Source organism: Psychromonas sp., from assembly GCF_983033635.1.
This window is the reverse complement of the sequence record NZ_CEZLMY010000292.1, coordinates 1-2,651: the sequence shown is the minus strand read 5'-3', so window position 1 is coordinate 2,651 and position 2,651 is coordinate 1. Positions and strand designations below refer to the sequence as shown.

Below are 2,651 nucleotides of genomic sequence, written 5' to 3'. Positions count from 1 at the left end.
TCGCCGCGGCAGTTTTAATTGCTATCTTAGGGCTTAGCATGGCGGCAACTAATGGCAGTTTAGATAATATTTGGCAAGCCCTTAAACCAGTTGATAAAGCATTAATTGCAGAACAAAAAGCGGATATAGCCAAACTACAGGGTGAGATAAAAAACTATCAAAAACGCTTAGAAAAAGGTCAGCGCAACTTAACTTCTGAAGTTAGAGACGCGCAGCGCAACAATGGTGGCGAATTAAAAAATTTACAATATTGGCAACGTTTAACCGATGATTATCTTTTTGATGGTAATGAGTTGACGGATTTAGAAGGCGAATTAAGTAAAGGTGAAAACCTCTTAAGACAAGATACCGAGCTAACTATCCAGCAAGCTGGTCAGGTGTTGACTCAAGTACGGGATGGTTATAAAGCCCTCTGGGCACAGTTTAACGCGGCCGAGCATTTATTAGCGGCTGAGCAAGGGAATAATAAAAGTAGAAAAAAATGGCGCTTATACAAAACCAAGCATAAATTAACCGAAAACAAGGACGCCAAACAAGCACAACTAGAAGAAGAGCAAGCTGTTGATTTTCAAAGAGACGCTGATTTTGTAAACTCAAAAAGGCAATGGTTGTTAGCAACTAAAGACTGGCAACAAGCTTATGTAACTGCTGAAAATTTGCTTGTAGCAAAACAAGACGCGACGCAAGCCCGTAATAAATGGAACAAACGTAAAAAAGTTTATGCTTTAGAAAACCCAAGCCAAGTTGCACTGGCGGTGCAAAATGAAAACACGGCAAAAGCGCAGCAAGAGGAAGGGGATTTTATTGCTGCCATTGCTAATTTGCAAGCAGCTGAAACACAGTGGCAAGCGGCTTATCAGGCGGTTGGCAGTGAAGCGGCTCGTATTGATAAAAAACACGCGACGGATAAAGCGGCTAAGTTAGCCAAAGAAAAAGCAGCCAGAGCTAAAGTAGTTAAAGCAGCTAAAGATGCAATAAACACAGCTCCTAGTAAAATGGTAAGCATTTCTGCTGGTAGTTTTATGATGGGATCTAACGAAAGTGGCGATGAACAACCAATACATCGAGTGTCTATTAAAGCTTTTAAAATAAGCCAAAGTGAAGTGACATTTGCTCAGTGGGACGCTTGTGTGGACGCTGGAGGTTGTTCTTATAAACCGAAAGATAACGGTTGGGGAAGAGGCTCACGGCCTGTGATTAATGTGAGTTATAACGACATCACCCAGCAGTTTATTCCTTGGTTAAATAAAATAACTAAAGCCCAAGGCAATAAACGTTTTAGATTGCCAAGTGAAGCCGAATGGGAATATGCGGCTAGAGCAGGCTCAACAACAAGATACAGTTGGGGTAACTCTATAGGTAATAACCATGCAAATTGTGAAGGTTGCAAGAGCCGATGGGATAATATTAAAACAGCATCAACAAAGTCTTTTGCAGCCAATTCATTTGGTTTATACGATATGCACGGTAATGCATGGGAATGGGCTCAAGATTGTTACAAAAACTCCTATTACGGTAGCCCTAGTCATGGAGGTGCTTGGGTAACTGGAGATTGTTCAAAACGTGTGTTGCGAGGTGGTTCTTGGTTTACTGTACCTAACGCTTTGCGTTCAGCCTATCGCTTCGGGAATTCGGTCTCAGATCGTAGTTACGATATTGGTTTTCGTCTTGTCCAAGGGGGGGGATTGTAGATTTTTGCATGTTTATAAATTACATCTGTGTAATTATTGATTATTTCGGCTAGTTAAAGCTGTTAAAGTTAATGCTAGTTATATTTGCTTTTTGTCGTCTTTTTCTGAAGGGACTGTATGTTTATATTTTTTTACAGTTTGTTATGAGGAAAAGTTAAGCTCTGTAAAATAGTACATAATCACTTTGTAGTATCAGCTTTTGAAAACTAAAAACTAAAAACTTAAATTTACCAATTAATTGTTAATGCATAATAAAATGGAATAGCATAATGGAAGTACAACAAGCCGCTAAATTATTAGGTTTAGCTGAAGAGGTGATGGATAAAAAATCAGCCTCTGAAATTAACAAAGCTTATCAAGAAAAATTAAACCAGCTAGAAGATAAAATTGCATCTGCTCCAACCGAAGTTTTAAAACAAAAGCTTGTCAGCATGCAAAACCAGCTACAAGAAGCGCATCAATTGTTGCTTAACAAGTTTGTTCAACAGACTCCCCACAGTAGCTCTCCACTTAGTCAAACTAAACTGGCTGATTTACCGGGCATGGCATCAACAGTGAGTAATCAACAGAGCCTTGAAGTGGGGACTGTTTTAGCGAATCGCTATGAGATTAACGCTTTTATTGCGCAAGGCGGCATGGGGGCGGTTTATCGCGCCTTTGATAAAAACCGTAATGAAGACATCGCCATTAAAGTAATGCTGCCGCAGTTAATGTCAGATGAGCGTGCCAAAGAGCGTTTTTTAGATGAAGCCCGACTCTCAAGTCAATTGAGTCACCCGAGTATCGTTAATGTTTTTGATGTACAACAAGTTGACGGCTTGTGCTTTTTAACTATGGAATTGCTTGAGGGGCAAGATTTACGCCAGTTAATAGAGAACAAGGCACTGGTTCGCCAACATTTTAGCTTAGAAGAGGTGATTGAAATTCTCACCCCTATTTGTGCCGCGCTTGACCATGCCC

Annotated in this window: 2 protein-coding genes; both read left to right on the top strand. The window is 40.2% G+C overall.

The features are described from left to right. Nucleotides 1-1,691, top strand: a 1,691-nt coding sequence (locus AC4GME_RS18630; protein ID WP_490380022.1) for a formylglycine-generating enzyme family protein, incomplete at its 5' end; no start/stop codon positions are given. 269 nt (nt 1,692-1,960) lie between these two features. Further along, the coding region (locus tag AC4GME_RS18625; protein ID WP_490380021.1) for a serine/threonine protein kinase at nt 1,961-2,651 on the top strand (691 nt) is incomplete at its 3' end.